Here is a 17,565-nt window from a genome sequence, read left to right on the forward strand (position 1 = left end):
TCTCCCCCTAGGCCGCGACTTTGGCGATGAAATCGCTCGCGCTGCCCTTAAGACTTCCAAGTTGCCCCTCGAGCGCGGCAAAGCCCTGCCCGACCCGATCGATCTCGCTGGCGACGGCCTCGGTATCCTCGCGGATCGCGCCGATCGTCGCCGACATCGAATCGGCGGCGAGCGCCGTCTCGTCGACCGCCGCAGTGATCGCAGTCACCGTCTGTGCCTGGACTTCCATCGCAGTGCGGATGCGGTTGGCGCTTTCCTGCACCTCGGTCACCGTCGAGCGGATTGAGGCATTGGTTTCCACCGTGCCCTTGGTCGCCGACTGGATCGCGGCGATTTTGGCGGCGATGTCGTCGGTCGCGCGGGCGGTCTGGTTGGCCAGGCTCTTCACTTCCTGCGCGACGACCGCGAAGCCGCGGCCGGCGTCACCGGCGCGGGCAGCTTCGATCGTCGCGTTGAGCGCGAGCAGGTTGGTCTGGCCGGCAATGTCGCGGATCAGGCCGAGGATCGATTCGATCGACTTGGCGTGATCGCTCAGCGCCTCGCTCATGCCGACCGCTTCGCTTGCCTGCGAGGAAGCGCGCGTGGCGATATCCGCCGCGGTCTCGACTTCCATACGGGCGTCCTCTATCGCGCGGATCAGGCCCGCGGCGGTCTGCGCGGCTTCGCGCATCGCAACCGCCGACTGCTCGGCCGCGGCAGCGACTTCGCTCGCCTTGCCGAGCATGCCACGCGCCGAAGCGGAGGTGTGGCTGGCCTGGATACGGAGCTGCTCGCCCTCACGCGAAGCGCGCTGGACGGTGCCGCCGATCGAGTCGCGAAAATCCTCGGCGAGCCGGTCGCGCGCCGCCTGGGCGCTGTGCTCGCGATACATGTTGTAGATCTCGACGGTGATGTCGCCTTCGAGCGCCGAGAGCCGCATCAGCGTGTCGATCAGCCCGGCGAGTCGCGCGTCCTCGGTGCCGACGCGGCGGATCAGGATCTCGAGCGCGGCGCGGTCGCTCGCGCTGATCATCGAAAGCAGCGCCATCGGCGGCACGCCGGCGGCATAGGCCGCGGCGACCGAGCGCTCGATCGACTCGATCCAGGCACGGCCCTCGGTTTCAAGAAATCGGTTCTTCAGGAATACGACGCCGACGTCGATCATCTTCTGGGTATCGTCGGTCGCCCAGTTGCGCTCATCGGCGAAGCAACGCAGCCACTGTTCCCAAAATGCTTCGGAAACCGCGCGAATCTCGGGTTCCAGCGCCTGCCAGGCGGCGCGGCCCGAGGCGAGCAGCGTGCCTTCGAAATCGAAGATGCGCAGGCGGGCACGCACGTCGATGCGGGCGGCAACGGTGCCCGGCGTCGGCAGATCCTCAAGCGAAACGGCGTTGGTCACGAAACAATGTCCCCTGTGGCGGCCATGGGACGATAAGGCCGCTCGGTTGCTGGATATGCGGGGGAACTGGTTAAGACCGGGTTAGTCAAAGGCCCGGTTTGCGCGTGCCGACTTGCATCCGCCCGTACCCGGACTAAGGAGACGAGCACCGACCGAGGAAGGACTTGCTCTTGGCCAATGTGCGCAACACGGCGCGACCCATGTCGCCGCATCTATCGATCTGGAAGTGGGGCCCCTCGATGGCGGTCTCGATTACCCACCGCGTCACCGGAAGCGGCATGGCGACCGTTGGGACGCTCCTGTTCGTCTGGTGGCTGGTCGCTCTCGCGTCGGGCCCGGCGGCCTATGGCTTCTTCCTCGACCTGTTCACGCTGAAGTCGGGCGCGCTCAACATTGCCGGCTATGTCTTCGGCATCGGCCTGACGCTCTCCTTTTTCCAGCACATGAGCTCGGGCATCCGCCACTTCTTCCTCGACCAGGGCGCGAATTTCGAGCTCAAGGCCAACAAGACGACCGCGCTGCTGACCTATGTCGCCGCGATCGTCCTCACCGCGGCCTTCTGGGGCTTCATCATCTGGGGGAAGACCAATGGGTAACGGCACCAGCATCGGCCGCGTCCGCGGTCTCGGCTCCGCCAAGGAGGGCGCGCATCACTGGTGGCACCAGCGGCTCAGCGCAGGGTCCAACCTGATCCTGATGCTGTGGTTCGTGCTGAGCATCGCGCTGCTGCCGGCGCATGACTTCGAGACGATCCGCCACTGGATCGGCCAGACCCAGGTCGCCGTGCCGCTGATCCTCCTCGTCGCGAGCACCTTCTATCACTTCCGCCTCGGCCTGCAGGTTGTGATCGAAGACTATCAGCATGACGAGACGCACATCGTGCTGATGGTCGTGCTCAACTTCTTCACGCTGGCGGCCGGCACCACCGCCATCTACGCGATCCTCAAGATCGCCTTCTCGGCAGGAGCCGCGCTCTGATGTCCGCGTACAAGATCATCGACCACAGCTATGACGCGGTGGTCGTCGGCGCCGGCGGCTCGGGCCTGCGCGCCACCATGGGCTGCGCCGAGGCCGGCCTGAAGACAGCGTGCATCACCAAGGTGTTCCCGACCCGGTCGCACACCGTCGCGGCGCAGGGCGGCATCGCCGCCTCGCTCGGCAACAATACGCCCGACCACTGGCAGTGGCACATGTTCGACACCGTCAAGGGTTCGGACTGGCTCGGTGACCAGGACGCGATCGAATATATGGTCCGCGAAGCCCCGCAGGCCGTGTACGAGCTCGAGCATGCCGGCGTGCCGTTCAGCCGCAACGACGACGGCACGATCTACCAGCGTCCGTTCGGCGGCCATATGCAGAATATGGGCGAAGGCCCCCCCGTGCAGCGCACCTGCGCCGCGGCGGACCGTACCGGCCACGCCATGCTCCACGCGCTCTACCAGCAGAGCCTGAAGTATGACGCGGACTTCTACGTCGAATATTTCGCGCTCGACCTGATCATGGAAAATGGCGAGTGCCGCGGCGTGATCGCTTTGTGCATGGAAGACGGCTCGATCCACCGCTTCCGCAGCCACGCTGTCGTCCTCGCCACCGGCGGCGGCGGCCGTGTCTACCAGTCGGCGACGTCGGCGCACACCTGCACCGGCGACGGCAACGGCATGGCGCTGCGCGCGGGCATCGCGCTGCAGGACATGGAGTTCGTCCAGTTCCACCCGACCGGCATCTACGGCGCCGGCGTGCTCATCACCGAGGGCGCGCGCGGCGAAGGCGGCTACCTCACCAACTCCGAGGGCGAGCGCTTCATGGAGCGCTATGCGCCCAGCGCGAAGGACCTTGCCAGCCGTGACGTTGTCGCGCGCTCGATGGCGATGGAAATCCGCGAGGGCCGCGGCGTCGGCAAGGAGAAGGATCACATCTTCCTTCACCTCAACCATATCGACCCGAAGACGCTGCACGAGCGCCTGCCCGGCATCACCGAGACCGGCAAGATCTTCGCCAATGTCGATCTGACCCGCCAGCCGCTGCCGGTGGTCCCGACCGTCCATTACAATATGGGTGGCATCCCGACCAATTATCACGGCGAAGTCGTCCGCAATAAGGATGGCGATCCGGACTCGGTCGTCCCCGGCCTGTTCGCGGTCGGTGAAGCGGCATGCGTATCGGTCCACGGCGCCAACCGCCTCGGCTCGAACTCGCTGATCGATCTGGTGGTGTTCGGCCGCGCGACCGGCCTGCGCCTCAAGGAGCTGCTCAAGCCCGGTATGAAGCACAATGAGCTCCCCAAGGGCTCGGAAGACTATGCGCTCGGCCGCCTCGACCATTTCCGCAACGCCAAGGGTAGCAAGCCCACCGCGCAGATCCGCGCCGACATGCAGAAGACGATGCAGCGCCACTGCGCCGTGTTCCGCGACAGCGCGCTGCTCGCCGAGGGCGTGAAGCACATGCAGGAAGTCTATTCGGGCTTCCAGGACGTGGGCATCGCAGACCGCTCGCTGATCTGGAACACCGATCTGGTCGAGACGCTCGAGCTCGACAATCTGATCGGCCAGGCCGTCGTCACCATCGAGTGCGCCGCCAACCGCAAGGAAAGCCGCGGCGCGCACATGCACGAGGACTTCCCCGATCGCGACGACAAGAACTGGATGAAGCACACCGTCGCCACCTTCGATGGCTGGGGCGGCAAGGGCGGCAAGACCAGCATCGACTACCGCCCGGTGCACGACTACACGCTCACCGACGAGATCGACTACATCAAGCCGAAGAAGCGGGTGTACTGATCCTTCGAGACCTGAATTTGGAAAGGGTCCGTTCGCCAGGTGCGAGCGGGCCCTTTTCTTTGGGGCGCACAGCGGCTTAGCTAACGGCGAGCAAAGGGGGCATCATGAGCGGGTTCGAATTCATCTTTACGCTGTTCGGGCTGCTGCTCGGCCTGGCGCTGGCCGAGGGGCTGGGCGGGCTGTCGCGCGCGCTCAAGGCCAGCCACAAGGTGCATATCGGCTGGGCGACCGCATTGCTCGGCATCTTCGTCTCGTGCGACGTCGTCACCTTCTGGATGTATGGCTGGGCGCTGCGCGACCTGCTGCCGCTCAGCTGGCCGGTGCTGTTCGGCGGCTTCGTCGTCACCGGCATCTATTATGTCGCCGCCTCGCTCGTCTTCCCCGACGACTTCGAGGAATGGGGCGACCTGGGCACCTATTTCGACAAGCATTACCGCAAGGTGATGGGCGCCGTGCTGCTCTGCAACATCGCGCTGATGGCCACGACCTTCGCGGTTGGGGGAACACAGGGCATGTTCACCCTGCGGGCAGTGCTGCTCACCTGGTCCTTCTTCCCGATCTCGCTGCTCGCGATCCTGGCGCGCGACCGACGCATAGTGGTCGGATGCCTGGCGTGGCTGATCCTGCTCTACCCGCTCTCGGCGGTCTGGCACTGAGCCGGCGCGGCCTGCTCCCTCAGTGCGGAATCGCGCCGGTTTCCACCCCGGTCCTGTCGTGGAGCGCGAAGCGGTCGATCAGGTCGGCGCTGGCCCGGTTATAGCCGATTACCTCGACCTCGGTGCCGTTGCCGCGCAGCCGCGCGACGATCCGGTCGAGCGCACCGACCGCCGAGATGTCCCAGAAATGCGCCGCCGAAACGTCGATGGTGACGCGCCGCGCCGGCTCCTCGCCGCGAAAGGCCGCGGCGAAACGGTCGACCGAGGCGAAGAACAGCTGGCCGGTCACCCGGTAGACGGCATGGCCGTCCGCCTCGCTGCGCTCGACCGCGAACATGCGGCGCACCTTGGCGGCGAAGAAGATGCCCGAGAGCAGTACGCCCGCCAGCACGCCCTTGGACAGGTCACGCGTCGCGACCACCACGAACACGGTCACCAGCATCACGATCGACGAGGTCGGCGGATGGCGGCGCAAATTGGGGATCGAGTTCCAGCTGAACGTCCCGATCGACACCATCACCATCACCGCGACCAAAGCCGGCATCGGAATGCGCCCGACCCAGGGGCCGAGCACCGCGAGCAGGAACAGCAGGAAGGCACCGGCGGTGAAGGTCGAGAGCCGGCTGCGGCCGCCCGAGGAGACGTTGATCACCGTCTGGCCGATCATCGCGCAGCCGCCCATGCCGCCGAACAGCGCGGCGACGATGTTCGCCCCGCCCTGCCCCATGCATTCGCGCCGACGATCGCCTTCGCTGTCGGTCATGTCGTCGACGATCTGCGCGGTCAGCATCGATTCGAGCAGGCCGACCGCGGCCATGGTCAGCGAATAAGGGAGGATGATCTGCAGCGTCTCGAGCGTCAGCGGCACGCTGGGCAGCGCGAAGCTCGGCAGCCCTTCGGGTAGATGGCCCATGTCTGCCACGGTGCGCACCGGCAGGCCGAGCCAGATGCTCAAGCCGGCAAGCACCAGGATCGCGACGAGCGGCGACGGCACTGCCTTGGTCAGGCGCGGGAAGAGATAGATGATCGCCAGCCCGCCCCCGACCATCGCATAGGTCTCCCAGGTGACGCCGGTGAACTGCGGCAACTGCGCCATGAAGATCAGGATCGCGAGCGCGTTGACGAAGCCGGTGATCACCGAGCGCGACACGAACTGCATCAGCAGATCGAGGCGGATCAGCCCGGCGATGATCTGGAACAGTCCCATCAGCACCGTTGCGGCGAAGAGATACGACAGGCCGTGATCGCGCACGAGCGGCGTGACCACCACCGCCACCGCGGCGGTCGCCGCCGAGATCATCGCGGGCCGCCCGCCGAGCAGCGCGATCACCATCGCGATCGTCACCGAGGCGTAAAGGCCGACGCGCGGATCGACGCCGGCGATGATCGAGAAGCCGATCGCCTCGGGGATCAGCGCCAGCGCCACCACGATGCCGGCCAGAAGGTCGCGGCGCGCCTGGACGCGGCCCGGGAGCCATTCGGCCCGGAGGGAGGAGAGAAAATCTGCCATGAAACTGCCAATCGCGCGCACGGCCCCGCGCCTGAATGCGTGAGACGGGGTCTTTGTCGTGCTTCGAGTTGCCCGGCGGATCGGCGGCCGGGATAGCCATCCGGACTTGCACCGGATCCTTGCGAATGACTGCCCTCTAGCGGCTGGCGGCGAGTGCCGCAACGGGACGAAACCACCCGCGCCCGCTTGACACCGCCCGCGCACCCGCGAGAGTGGGGCGTTAACTATTCCCGGGGGTTCGGCCTGCCCATGCGTACCGCGTTCGCCTTCCTTGCGGCGGCTGCCGCGCTCGCCGTTTCGCCGGCCGCCGCCCAGCACAAGGCGCCGACGCACGACGCGCAGTGGCCGGGGATGGTGTCGGGGCCTGACGGGATCGAAGGGCTTGATCCCGGGCCCGAACTGCAGCGCGGGCGCTCGGCCAAGGCGATGCTTGCCGACACGCGCAAGCTCACCGTCGCACTCAATGCGCTCCAGCCGCAGCGCAAGGCGCTCGTCGATGCCTATGTCGTCTCGGTCGCGCTCGACAGCGATCCGGTGTTCGGCCGCGAGGCGCGGGAGGCGAGCAAGGTGCTCTCGCGCCGCTTCGACGCTGCCGGGCGCACGATCACGCTGGCCGGCAGCACCGGCACGATGCCGAGCGAGTTGCCGGGCGGTTCGCTCACCAGCCTGACCCTGGCGCTCGCCCGCGTCGCCGAGGTGATGGACAAGCAGCAGGACGTCCTTGTCCTCTACACCACCAGCCACGGCGCGCCGGTGGGAATCGCCTATCATGACGGCGATGTCGGCTATGGCATCCTCAGCCCCAAGCGGCTCGAGGCGCTGCTCGACGAGCTCGGCATCAAGAACCGCGTGCTGATCCTCTCGGCCTGCTATTCGGGCATCTTCGTCGGGCCGCTCTCGGGCCCCGACACCGCGCTGCTGACCGCCGCTTCGTCGGACCGGACCAGCTTCGGCTGCCAGGCGGACAATGACTGGACCTTCTTCGGCGACGCGATGATCAACCACGCGCTGCGCAAGAGCCAGCCGCTCGAAGCCGCGTCGGACGAGGCGCGGACGATGATCGGCGAGTGGGAAGGCGCGGCAGGCGTGATCCCGAGCAACCCGCAGGTGAGCATCGGCGCCGATGTCGCGACCTGGCTCGCCCCGCTCGAAGCGCGGATGCCCAAGACCGACACCCCGCCCGTCGGCCGCCCCGCGACCGATACGCTCAAGGCCGGCGGATGAAATGGCAGACCAGGAGACCCTTCTGGAGCGATTGATCCCGGGCGATCTGGAACACCAGATCCCCGCGGCGATCCAGAAGGCGCTTCCTGGCGGCTTCCGCAACCGGCTGCTCCAGGTCGGGCTCGGCCTGCTGATCAGCGTCGGCCTCGCCTTCGTGGTCCGTCGCTGGATCGAGCGGCGCGAAGCGAAGCGCAAGGCACTTGCCCCGCGTCCCGCCGCGCCCGCATTGCCGCGCGCGCCGGAACCCTATGCGTCCCAGCCGGTTACCGCGCCCGTGACCGAAAGCCATTTCCTCCCCGATGACGGCACGCAGGCGACGCGCTATCCGCTGCTCGCCCAGCCGCAGGTCGCGCTGTCCGGCCCGATCGACCAGGCGATGTACGCGAGTTTCCGCGAGCAGCTGGCGAACGCGCCGCGCGAGGGCACGCTGGTCGTCTCGCTCTCCACGCTCGGCGGCGATCCCGAAGTCGCGCGGCTGATGGGCGACGAGATCCGCCTGCTACGCGACTATTCGGGGCGCGAGATCCTCTTCCTCGGCAAGGTCGCGGTCTATTCGGCGGGCGCGACCTTCATGGCCGCCTTCCCCGCCGACAAGCGCTTCCTGACGCGCGGCACCCGGATCATGATCCACGAGCGCCAGATCCAGTCGACCGTGGAGTTGTCCGGCCCGCTCAAGATGCAGGTCGCCAGCCTCAAGGCCAAGCTGCACGAGATCGAGGAATCGGTGCGGATCGAGGAGGAGGGCTTTCGCAACATCATCGCCGGCAGCCGCGTCCCCTTCGACGACGTCCAGGCCCGCGCGCCGGCCAACTGGTATATCGAAGCGGAAGAGGCCCGTTCGCTCGGCCTGGTGCTCGACATCATCTGAGAGGTTGAGCGGCGCGGCGCGATTGGCTATCGCCCGCCCCAAGCATAAGGATACCCCTCGATGGCCGACTTCCGCCTTCCCAAGAACAGCCGCATCTCGACCAAGGGCCGGGAGCACAAGGCGGACCCGGGCGCGAAGAACGTCAAGAAGTTCAAGATCTACCGCTACGACCCGGATTCGGGCGAGAACCCGCGCTACGACAATTTCGAGATCGACCTCGACGATTGCGGCCCGATGGTCCTCGACGCACTCATCAAGATCAAGTCCGAGCAGGACAGCTCGCTGACCTTCCGCCGCTCGTGCCGCGAGGGCATTTGCGGGTCGTGCTCGATGAACATGGACGGCCGCAACGGCCTCGCCTGCACCACTGCGATCGAGGACATCAAAGGCGACATCCGCATCACGCCGCTGCCGCACATGGACGTGATCAAGGACCTCGTTCCCGACTTCACCCATTTCTACGCGCAGTACAGCTCGATCAAGCCGTGGCTGCAGACGGTCTCGACCACGCCGTCGGGCAAGGAGCGCCTGCAGAGCCCGAAGGACCGCGAGAAGCTCGACGGCCTGTACGAGTGCATCCTGTGCGCCTGCTGCTCGACCTCGTGCCCCAGCTATTGGTGGAACAGTGACAAGTTCCTCGGCCCGGCGATCCTGCTCCAGGCCTATCGCTGGCTGGCCGACTCGCGCGACGAAATGACCGGCGAGCGCCTCGACAATCTCGAGGATCCGTTCCGCCTGTATCGCTGCCACACGATCATGAATTGCGCGAACGTCTGCCCCAAGGGCCTGAACCCGGCCAAGGCGATCGCCGAGATCAAGAAGATGGAAGCCGAGCGCACGCTTTGAGCGCGCCTGCCCCGGAACATTTCCAATATGAGGACGATCCGGATCTGCCCGGCTGGAAGCGCTGGCAGATCCTGGATCAGGGGCGCTTCAACAGCTTCATCGGTTCGCTGTCGGTCAAGGCAACCACGGATCGGACCGCGCTGGTCCGCCACCGCTTCGAACGCCAGCATTCGAACCTGCGCGACCATATCCATGGCGGCGCGCTGGCCGGCTTCATCGACATGGCATTGTTCGCCGCCGCCCGCGGTCTCGGCGTGCTCGCCGGCCCCGCCTCGACCGTCGACATGTCGATCCAGTTCATCGCCGGCGGTGCGATCGGCACCGAGACCGAGGCCGAAGTCGAGCTGTTGCGCGAGACCGGCCGGATGCTCTTCCTGCGCGGTGTCGTCCGCCAGGGCGAGGTGACCGTCGCCAGCTTCCTCGGCACCATCCGCAAGAGTTCTCCGCCGCAATGACCAGCGTGATCGATCGCTACAAGGCGCTGATCGCCGCGGGCGAGCTGCGCCCCGACCCCGAACAGGCCGCCGCCGCCGAACGGCTCCACCAGCTCGCGAACGAACTGGAAGCCGTGCCCAGAAAGGGCAGCATCCTGTGGCGCGCGCTCGGCCGCATGCCCGAGCCGCCGCGCGGTCTCTACATCTGGGGCAGCGTCGGCCGCGGCAAGTCGATGCTGATGGACCTGTTCTACGAGACCGTGAACATCCGCAGGAAGCGCCGCGTCCATTTCCACGAGTTCATGCTCGAAGTGCATGAGCGGCTCAACGAGGAGCGCAAGAAGGACACGCGCGATCCCGTCGTCGCGGTCGCCGATGCGATGGCCGAGGATATCCGCCTGCTCGCGTTCGACGAGATGGTGGTCAACAACCCCGCCGACGCAATGATCCTCTCGCGCCTGTTCACCGAGATGATGGGCCATGGCCTGACCATGGTCGCCACCTCGAACCGGCCGCCGCGCGATCTCTACAAGGACGGGCTCAACCGCCAGCTGTTCATTCCCTTCATCGAACTGATCGAGAAGCAGATGGACGTGCTCGCGCTCAACGGACCGACCGACTACCGGCTCGATCGCCTCGGCCAGATGGACACCTGGCTGGTGCCGAACGGCTCCGAGGCCACGAAGCAGCTCTCCGCGGCCTTTTTCCGCCTGACCGACTATCCGGTCGAGGACGCCGCGCATGTCCCCGCCTGCAACATCGACGTGCAGGGCGGGCGTGAACTCCATGTGCCCAAATGCCTGAAGGGCGTCGCGGTCTTCTCGTTCAAGCGGCTGTGCGGCGAGGCCCGCGGCGCCGCCGACTATCTCGCCATCGCCCGGCGCTTCCACACCGTGATCCTGGTCGGGATCCCGCGCCTCGGCCCCGAGAACCGCAACGAGGCGGCGCGCTTCGTCACGCTGATCGACGCGCTTTACGAGCATAACGTCAAGCTGCTCGCTGCCGCGGATGCCGAGCCGCAGCATCTCTACGAAGCCGGCGACGGCCGCTTCGAGTTCGATCGCACCGTCAGTCGCTTGATGGAAATGCGTTCGGATGCGTATCTGGCGCAGGGACACGGAGAAGCGGGATGATCCGGAAGGCGGCACTGGCACTGACGGCCCTCACCGCTCTCGTCGCCATTCCCGCCTTTGCCGGCCCGCCTTATGATACCGACGATCCCGAACCGACCGATTTCCGGCACTGGGAAGTCTATGGCTTCGTCGCGGGATCGGGCTTTCGCGGCACCACTGACGGCGCATTGGGGCTCGATCTCAACTATGGCGCGGTACCCGACGTCCAGCTGACCGCCACGCTGCCCATGGCCTTCAGCCACGACCAGGCGACTCGGATCGGCGCAGGCAATGTCGAACTCGGCGTCAAATATCGCTTCTTCCACAACGACGCCGCCGGCGTGGCGTTCGCCGCCTTCCCGCGCGTGATCGTGCCGAGCGGCGGGCATCGCTTCGGCACCGGCCGCGCCGCCTTCCAGCTTCCGCTCTGGGCGCAGAAGGACATGGGGCATTGGTCGCTGTTCGGCGGGGGCGGCTACACGTTCAATCCCGGCACTGGCAACCGCGACTATTGGAAGGGCGGTGTCGCGCTCACCCGCGAAGTCACGCCGCGGCTGACGCTCGGCGCCGAAGCGACGCACCAGGGGCCCGATGCTCGCGACGCCGGCGCCGCGACCACGCTCGGCCTCGGCGGTACCTGGCGGATCCGCAAGCCGATGTCGCTGCTCTTCTCGGCCGGCCCCGGTTTCGAGCGCGGCACCCGGCAGGCGCAGTTCCATGCCTATGCCGCGCTGCTGCTCAACTTCTAGGAGACTCCGATGACCCCCGCCCAGCGCGACATCGTCACCAAGGTGCCTGCCGTCACCTTGGGCTTCTGGATCATCAAGATCCTCGCCACCACGCTGGGCGAGACCGGCGGCGACACCGTCTCGATGACCTGGGAGATGGGCTATCTCATCAGCACCGCGATCTTCATCGTGCCGCTGGCGATCCTAGTCGCCTGCCAGATCGGGGCGAAGCGCTTCCATCCCCTGCTCTACTGGGCAACGATCATCGCCTCGACCACCGCGGGCACGACGATGGCGGACTTCGCCACTCGCTCGCTCGGCATCGGCTATACCGGCGGCTCGGCGCTGCTGCTCGCTTGCGTGCTCGCCTCGCTGGCGCTGTGGCACGCGGTGCTGGGGTCGGTATCGGTCGATACAGTCAGCGCGCCACGGGCCGAGGGCTTCTACTGGCTGACGATCACCTTCTCGCAAACGCTCGGCACCGCGCTCGGCGACTGGGCCGCGGACGACGGCGGGCTCGGCTATCTCGGCGGCGCGGCGCTGTTCGGCTGCGCCCTCGCGGTGCTGGCGGCGCTCTATTTCTGGACGCGGGCGAGCCGCGTGGCACTGTTCTGGGCCGCGTTCATCCTCACTCGCCCGCTCGGCGCGACCGTGGGCGACTTCCTCGACAAGCCGCTTGCCAAGGGCGGGCTCGACTTCAGCCGGCCGCTCGCCTCGGCAGTGCTCGCGGTCGCTATCCTGATCCTGATTTTCGTTATCCCGCAGCGTCCGGGAACGCATCCAGGCAGCCCTTCCCCGGAAGCATAAAGCCTCCATTTTCGGGCCTTTGGTCTGGCCGAATGGCCTGACAAACGATAGGCTCCCCGTAAAAGAGGGAGAGTTTATGCGTTGGATCGGGCTCGCGCTTGCGGCGTTGCTGGCACCCCTGGCCGCCTCGGCGCAGACGCTGGTCGCTGCCGACCTGCGCGAGAACCAGAGCCTCGACGGCGCCTGGCACTGGTCGGTCGATCCCTATCGCGACGGCGTCGCCGGCTTCCATGGCGGGCCGCCGAGCGAGAGCACTGCGCGTTATCAGGACAAGATCCAGGAGGACGAGGCGGCGAAACGCCCGACTGCCTTGTTCGAGTTCGACATGCAGCGCTCGCCGGTCACCCATCTGCCCGGCAGCTGGATCGGCCATGCGCCCGAGATGCGCTATTATCAGGGCCTGGTCTGGTACCAGCGGACCTTCGACTACGCCCCCGCGGGCCCGGGCAAGCGCGTCTATCTCCGCTTCGGCAGCGCTGACTATGCCGCCAGCGTGTTCCTCAACGGCAAGCCGGTCGGCAAGCATGTCGGCGCCTTCACCCCCTTCGCCTTCGACGTGACCGACATTCTGCGCGCCGGCAGCAACCAGGTCACCGTCGGCGTCGATTCCGCCCGCACCGACAGCGATGTGCCCCCGCCGGTCACCGATTGGGAGACCTATGGCGGCATCACCCGCTCGATCCGACTGGTCACCGTGCCCGAGACTTTTGTCGACGACGCCTTTGTGCGCCTGGGCAAGGACGGCCGCATCGCGATCTCCACGCACTTGCTCGGGCCGCAGGCCGCCAACGCGCCGATCAAGCTGGCCATTCCTGCGCTCGGCGCCACGCTCGACGGCCGCACCGATGGCGACGGCAATTGGAGCGCCAGCCTCCCCGCCCCGCGCGGCCTCAAGCGCTGGTCGCCCGAGAGCCCGACGCTCTACGATGTCCAGATAACCACCGGCGCCGACCGCTTCACCGACCGTATCGGCTTCCGCACGATCGAAGTGCAGGGCGACAAGATCCTGCTCAACGGCAAGTCGATCTTCCTGCGCGGCATCTCGATGCACGAGGAGGAGCTCGGCAAGGACCCGGTCCGCGCGATGAGCCCCGCCGCTGCCGCCGCGCTGTTCGGTGAGATCAAATACGCCCTGCACGGCAATTTCGTCCGGCTTGCGCACTATCCGCATGACGAAGGCACCACGCGTCTCGCCGACCAGATGGGCCTGCTGATCTGGAGCGAGGTCCCGGTCTATTGGCGCGTCGCGTGGAGCAATCCGGACACGCTGGCCACTGCGCGCCGGATGATCGCCGAGAATATCCGCCGCGACCGCAACCGCGCCGCGATCATATTGTGGAGCGTCGCCAACGAAACCCCGGTCAGCGACGCGCGCAACGCTTTCCTCCGCACGCTGATCGGCGATGTCCGCGCGCTCGACGGCAGCCGCCTGGTCACCGCCGCCTTGCTCAGCGACCGCAAGGGCAAGGAGATGCGCATCAACGATCCGCTGGTCGACGATCTCGATGTAATGGCGATCAACACCTATAATGGCTGGTATTCGGACGACCCGCTCGCCGAGGTGCCGAGCTTCACCTGGAAGAGCCCGGTGACCAAGCCGCTGATCTTCTCCGAATTCGGCGCCGATGCGCTCTACGGCTATCACGACGCAGCCGCCGCACCGCACAAGTTCAGCGAGGAATATCAGGCCGAATATTATCGCCGCACACTCGAGATGGCGGCGAAGGTGCCGTATCTCCGGGGCATGAGTCCCTGGATCCTCAAGGACTTCCGCTCGCCGCGCCGCCAGCACCCGGTCTATCAGCAGGGCTGGAACCGCAAGGGCCTGATCTCCGAGACCGGCCAGCGCAAGCTAGCGTTCGGCGTGCTCGCCGAGGAATATCGGCACCGGGCGGAAGCGGAACAGCGCTGAACGCAGCGCCGCCGCCAGGCGCGACAACCCGCGGCGCAGCCAGGGCTCCGCGAAGGCGGAGATCGCCAGCGCCGCGGCCAGCATCGCTGCGCCCACGACCAGCGCTGCAAGGGTTGCCGGCATCCCGCTGCGCACGAGCCGCGAAAGCACCGCCGCGCCGGCCTCCTGATGGAGGAGATACAGCGGATAGGTCGCCAGCCCGAGCCGTGCCGCAAGCCCTGCGGGCAACCAGCGCTCGAGATAGGGTTGAAGCCGGTCGGCACCGAGCATCACCAGCAGCCCTGCCAGGAAAACGGCAAGCGGAACGGTCGGCGTTCCGGCCAGGCCGAGCGCCGGGCCGAGATCATAGCCATGGGCGACGATCTCGAGCGCCGCAGGGATCAGGCACAGGCCCATCGCCGCGGCGCGCCGCCGGGTCAGGCCATGATCGAGCGCGGCACGCACATGGATGCCCAGCGCGAAGAAACAGCCATGCGTCAGCAGCAGCAGATCGGCGATGCGCGGATGTATCCAGCCCGCCGGCAGCAAGCCCGAAGCGAGCACCAGCCAGTAGAGCAGGCTGGCCACCGCCAGCCCCTGGGCGAGCCCTTCGAGCCGATCGCCGGCGCCGCGGGCAAGCAGCACCGCCACCAGCCAGTAAAAGGCGAGTTCCACGCCAAGCGTCCAATAGACGCCGTCGATCCACGGCCCCATCGGCCACAAGGTGAACGCGCCAAGCCACTGGGTGAACAGCGGCCCCGAGGCGCCGGTGACGAGCAGCACCGCCAGCGTCAGGCTCGCGCAGACCCAGGCGGCGGGGAACAGCCGGGCGAGGCGCCTGCCGGCAAAGCCCCCAGGCGTCGCGCCGCGCGCTGAACCGGCGATCACGCAGCCGGAGATCACGAAGAACAATTCGACGCCGATCCAGCCCCACCAGCTCATCGCCAGCCAGCTTTCGGGTAGCGGGACCAGGCGCGGCCAGGACGCGGCATGCCCGTTGGGCATCCGGCCATAGGCGCTGCCGTAATGATAGGCGACCACACCCGCCGCGCTCAGGAAGCGCAGCAGGTCTATGGCTTCAAAGCTCCGCTTGCTGCCCCCACCCATCGCTGCGGGTTTCGCACGCTGGAAGTTAACAGCGGGTCAGCGCGCGCCTCAGGCCTGACCCGACAGATCCTGATAGAGCATCAACGCATTGCCATCGGGATCGTAGAAGGTGAGCAGGCGCACCATCGCCGGAATCTCCTGCACCGGCCCGTCCTGGCGCACGCCCGCGGCATCGAGCACCGCCTTGGCCGCGTCGAGGTCCGCGACGCCGAAGGTCAGCGTCGCACCGCCGCCCTGCGGCACGCTCTCGACCTGCGACAGGCCGATATTCACCCGTGCCACCGGGCTTTCCAGCTCGCACCAGGCGATCTCATCGACGCGGTAGAGAAAGTTCATCCCCAGCACGTCGCGATACCAGGCGATGCTCGCATCGAGATTGGTGACGCTGATCGCGCAGGTGAGGCCGCCATCATAGCCAAGCACGGTCGCTTGGGCGGGTGCTTCGAACGTAGTTGCCATTTCGATTCTCCGACTCTATGGTTCCGTTTATATAGTCGATATGAATTTGGCCATGGAGTCAATGCTCCCTTCCCCGCCGCAGATGCTCCGGCTGCTTGAGGCCAATCGCTGGGCGACCCCGGTGCTGGCGCTGCTCAGCCGTGAGCAGGGCTCGCGCTTTGCAGTGATCGCGCGCGCCTTCGATCTCTCGCACAACAGCCTGACCCGCTGCCTCGTCCATCTGAAGGAGTGCGGCTGGGTGATCCCCAATCCCGGCCATGGCCACCCGCTGCGCCCCGAATATCTGCTGAGCGAAGCCGGCCGCCCGGTCGGGGCGCTGTGCGAGCGGATCGAGGCGGCGCGAGCCCGGCTGAAGCTCGCCACGGGTGCCCTGCCGCGCTGGTCGCTTCCCCTGGTCGCGGGACTCGGCCCGGACTGGGCACGCTTCGGCGAGATCCAGGCGCAGCTCGCGCCGGTCACGCCGCGCGCACTCTCGACCACGCTCAAGGCAGTGATCGACGAGGCGCTGGTGCACCGCCGGCTGGAGGACCGCTATCCGCCGTTGCCGCTCTATGCGCTCACCGCCAAGGGCCAGGAACTGGCGAGGGCACTGACCGGTTAAAGCCTCTCGCGAACAGGCGCCCCCAAGCCACTATTGCACTTGCGAATTAGTTGCAAAGATAATCCAGCCGCACTCCTATTCATGGGTTGCGACTCTCCTATTATGGGCCTAAGCCGCCACCGCTTTCACCGGCGCGCCGGTACGCGCGTCTGTGTGTCGGTTGAACCAGACCCAAAGGGAGTTTCCATGGCTCGCAAGAAGATCGCGCTGATCGGCGCCGGCAACATCGGCGGTACGCTCGCGCACCTCGCAGCACTCAAGGGCCTGGGCGACATCGTCCTGTTCGACGTGGTCGAAGGCGTGCCCCAGGGCAAGGCGCTCGACCTTAGCCAGTGCGGCCCGGTCGAAGGCTTCGATTCCAAGATCACCGGCTCGAACGACTATGCCGACATCGCCGGCGCAGACGTGATCATCGTCACCGCCGGCATCGCCCGCAAGCCGGGCATGAGCCGCGACGACCTGCTCGGCATCAACCTGAAGGTGATGAAGGCCGTCGGCGAGGGCATCGCCGCCAACGCGCCCGACGCATTCGTGATCTGCATCACCAACCCGCTCGACGCGATGGTCTGGGCACTGCGCGAATTCTCGGGTCTGCCGCACACCAAGGTGGTGGGCATGGCCGGCGTGCTCGACTCGGCGCGCTTCAGCCACTTCCTCGCCGAGGAATTCCAGGTCTCGGTCAAGGACGTGAACTCGTTCGTGCTCGGCGGCCACGGCGACACGATGGTCCCCGTCCTCGAATATTCGACCGTCTCGGGCATCCCGGTCAGCGACCTGATCGCAATGGGCTTCTCGACCAAGGAGCGCATCGACGCGATCGTGGCGCGCACCCGTTCGGGCGGCGGCGAGATCGTCGGCCTGCTCAAGACCGGCTCGGCCTTCTACGCACCCGCCACTTCGGCGATCGCGATGGCCGAAAGCTACCTCTACGACAAGAAGCGCGTCCTCCCGGCCGCGGCGCATCTCACCGGCCAGTACGGCGTGGACAATCTCTACGTCGGCGTGCCGATCGTCATCGGCAAGGACGGCGTCGAGAAGATCATCGAGATCAACCTGACCGACGAAGCCAAGGCCAACCTCGAAGTCTCGGTCGACGCGGTCAAGGAACTGCTGGTAGCCTGCAAGGCGATCGACGGCTCGCTCGCCTGAGATGCCGAAGCGCGCACC

18 protein-coding genes and 1 other annotated feature are annotated in these 17,565 nt (G+C 66.8%); of the genes, 14 read left to right on the plus strand and 4 right to left on the minus strand.

Going from position 1 to position 17,565, the window contains the following annotated elements; genetic code table 11:
* Window positions 1-7 precede the first annotated feature (7 nt).
* Window positions 8-1,351 carry a methyl-accepting chemotaxis protein gene (locus tag HZY97_RS10235; RefSeq protein WP_180144468.1) on the minus strand — a complete coding sequence of 448 codons (1,344 nt, stop codon included), beginning with the start codon at window positions 1,349-1,351 and terminating at the stop codon, window positions 8-10.
* Between the two features lie 227 nt (window positions 1,352-1,578).
* On the opposite strand from HZY97_RS10235, the gene sdhC reads away from it, so the two are divergent.
* The 4 genes from sdhC (at window position 1,579) to HZY97_RS10255 (ending at window position 4,811) form a co-directional block, all read left to right on the plus strand.
* The gene (sdhC, locus tag HZY97_RS10240; RefSeq protein ID WP_180143256.1) at window positions 1,579-1,974 is read left to right on the plus strand and encodes a succinate dehydrogenase, cytochrome b556 subunit; all 396 of its coding nucleotides are present in this window, start codon (window positions 1,579-1,581) and stop codon (window positions 1,972-1,974) included.
* Window positions 1,967-2,356, plus strand: a complete 390-nt coding sequence (gene sdhD / locus HZY97_RS10245) for a succinate dehydrogenase, hydrophobic membrane anchor protein (RefSeq protein WP_180143258.1) — start codon at window positions 1,967-1,969, stop codon at window positions 2,354-2,356. The genes sdhC and sdhD overlap by 8 nt, the downstream gene beginning before the upstream one ends.
* Entirely contained in the window at window positions 2,353-4,155 is a 1,803-nt protein-coding gene (sdhA, locus tag HZY97_RS10250; protein WP_180144471.1) for a succinate dehydrogenase flavoprotein subunit, read from the plus strand. Before sdhD ends, sdhA begins: the two co-directional genes overlap by 4 nt.
* A gap of 104 nt (window positions 4,156-4,259) precedes the next feature.
* On the plus strand, window positions 4,260-4,811 hold the full coding sequence (locus HZY97_RS10255; protein WP_180143260.1) for a hypothetical protein: 552 nt from the start codon (window positions 4,260-4,262) through the stop codon (window positions 4,809-4,811).
* A gap of 19 nt (window positions 4,812-4,830) precedes the next feature.
* Here HZY97_RS10255 and HZY97_RS10260 read toward each other — a convergent pair whose 3' ends face one another.
* On the minus strand, window positions 4,831-6,321 hold the full coding sequence (locus HZY97_RS10260) for a SulP family inorganic anion transporter (RefSeq protein ID WP_180143262.1): 1,491 nt from the start codon (window positions 6,319-6,321) through the stop codon (window positions 4,831-4,833).
* A gap of 66 nt (window positions 6,322-6,387) precedes the next feature.
* Window positions 6,388-6,443 (minus strand) — a sequence feature (sul1 is cis-regulatory element that is thought to sense ions involved in sulfur or methionine metabolism; They are found in Alphaproteobacteria).
* A 127-nt stretch (window positions 6,444-6,570) separates the two neighbouring features.
* Here HZY97_RS10260 and HZY97_RS10265 point away from each other — a divergent pair.
* From HZY97_RS10265 to HZY97_RS10300, 8 genes are all read left to right on the plus strand, one after another.
* A complete protein-coding gene (locus HZY97_RS10265; protein WP_180143264.1) occupies window positions 6,571-7,545 on the plus strand; it encodes a C13 family peptidase in 975 nt (324 codons plus the stop codon).
* 274 nt (window positions 7,546-7,819) lie between these two features.
* On the plus strand, window positions 7,820-8,413 hold the full coding sequence (locus HZY97_RS20950) for an ATP-dependent Clp protease proteolytic subunit (RefSeq protein ID WP_180144474.1): 594 nt from the start codon (window positions 7,820-7,822) through the stop codon (window positions 8,411-8,413).
* Between the two features lie 60 nt (window positions 8,414-8,473).
* Window positions 8,474-9,259: a succinate dehydrogenase iron-sulfur subunit gene (locus HZY97_RS10275; RefSeq protein ID WP_180143266.1), complete on the plus strand. Its 786-nt coding sequence runs from the start codon at window positions 8,474-8,476 to the stop codon at window positions 9,257-9,259.
* Window positions 9,256-9,714 carry a PaaI family thioesterase gene (locus tag HZY97_RS10280; RefSeq protein ID WP_180143268.1) on the plus strand — a complete coding sequence of 153 codons (459 nt, stop codon included), beginning with the start codon at window positions 9,256-9,258 and terminating at the stop codon, window positions 9,712-9,714. Before HZY97_RS10275 ends, HZY97_RS10280 begins: the two co-directional genes overlap by 4 nt.
* On the plus strand, window positions 9,711-10,826 hold the full coding sequence (gene zapE / locus HZY97_RS10285; RefSeq protein ID WP_180143269.1) for a cell division protein ZapE: 1,116 nt from the start codon (window positions 9,711-9,713) through the stop codon (window positions 10,824-10,826). The genes HZY97_RS10280 and zapE overlap by 4 nt, the downstream gene beginning before the upstream one ends.
* Window positions 10,823-11,554: a transporter gene (locus HZY97_RS10290; protein ID WP_180143271.1), complete on the plus strand. Its 732-nt coding sequence runs from the start codon at window positions 10,823-10,825 to the stop codon at window positions 11,552-11,554. The genes zapE and HZY97_RS10290 overlap by 4 nt, the downstream gene beginning before the upstream one ends.
* Before the next feature lie 9 nt (window positions 11,555-11,563).
* On the plus strand, window positions 11,564-12,340 hold the full coding sequence (locus tag HZY97_RS10295; RefSeq protein ID WP_180143273.1) for a hypothetical protein: 777 nt from the start codon (window positions 11,564-11,566) through the stop codon (window positions 12,338-12,340).
* Between the two features lie 76 nt (window positions 12,341-12,416).
* Entirely contained in the window at window positions 12,417-14,252 is a 1,836-nt protein-coding gene (locus HZY97_RS10300) for a glycoside hydrolase family 2 protein (RefSeq protein WP_180143275.1), read from the plus strand.
* On the opposite strand, the gene HZY97_RS10305 is transcribed toward HZY97_RS10300, so the two are convergent.
* Entirely contained in the window at window positions 14,193-15,338 is a 1,146-nt protein-coding gene (locus HZY97_RS10305; RefSeq protein ID WP_180143277.1) for an acyltransferase, read from the minus strand. The genes HZY97_RS10300 and HZY97_RS10305 overlap by 60 nt on opposite strands.
* A 48-nt stretch (window positions 15,339-15,386) precedes the next feature.
* A complete protein-coding gene (locus HZY97_RS10310) occupies window positions 15,387-15,797 on the minus strand; it encodes a VOC family protein (RefSeq protein ID WP_180143279.1) in 411 nt (136 codons plus the stop codon).
* A gap of 82 nt (window positions 15,798-15,879) precedes the next feature.
* Between HZY97_RS10310 and HZY97_RS10315 the strand changes: the two genes are divergently transcribed.
* Both HZY97_RS10315 and mdh read left to right on the plus strand, forming a co-directional pair.
* Window positions 15,880-16,398: a winged helix-turn-helix transcriptional regulator gene (locus HZY97_RS10315; protein ID WP_180143281.1), complete on the plus strand. Its 519-nt coding sequence runs from the start codon at window positions 15,880-15,882 to the stop codon at window positions 16,396-16,398.
* A gap of 186 nt (window positions 16,399-16,584) precedes the next feature.
* Window positions 16,585-17,547: a malate dehydrogenase gene (gene mdh, locus HZY97_RS10320; RefSeq protein ID WP_180143283.1), complete on the plus strand. Its 963-nt coding sequence runs from the start codon at window positions 16,585-16,587 to the stop codon at window positions 17,545-17,547.
* The last annotated feature ends 18 nt before the right edge of the window (window positions 17,548-17,565 follow it).

It is taken from the genome of Sphingomonas sp. R-74633 (assembly GCF_013416555.1).
Classification (GTDB): domain Bacteria; phylum Pseudomonadota; class Alphaproteobacteria; order Sphingomonadales; family Sphingomonadaceae; genus Sphingomonas.